The following is a 318-nucleotide window of genomic DNA, read 5'->3' as shown; positions in this document are numbered from 1 at the left end:
ACGCCGAACTCGGCCCGGAGGATCGCGCGGACGTCGCGGCCGCGGAGCGTGCAGACGCCGTCGCCGGGCGTCGGCCCGGCCTCCAGGCGGGCGCGGAAGCGGTCGACGTCGGGCTCGCGCAGGAGCGTGGGCTGGCCGGGCCGGGGGCGGTCGCCGAGGGCGTCGGGCCCCTCGGCGTTGTAGCGGGCGACCCACCGCCGGATCGCCCGCCGCGACGGCCCGAGGGCCGCGGCGACCTCGGGGGCGGTCAGGCCGGCGGCGGCCAGATACACGGCCCGCAGCCGGAGGAACAGCCGCTTGTCCCCCTCGGCGTCGGCT

At 80.8% G+C, this 318-nt stretch carries 1 protein-coding gene; it reads right to left on the bottom strand.

Annotation, left to right across the window (positions count from 1 at the left end):
- Positions 1–318 (bottom strand): helix-turn-helix domain-containing protein (locus tag G6O68_RS32180; RefSeq protein WP_165253854.1); only part of this gene is annotated, 318 nt, incomplete at both ends.

It is taken from the genome of Paludisphaera soli (assembly GCF_011064595.1).
GTDB classification, from domain to species: Bacteria; Planctomycetota; Planctomycetia; order Isosphaerales; family Isosphaeraceae; genus Paludisphaera; species Paludisphaera soli.
The sequence above is the reverse complement of the archived record's forward strand: the minus strand, read 5'-3'. Positions and strand labels throughout refer to the sequence as shown.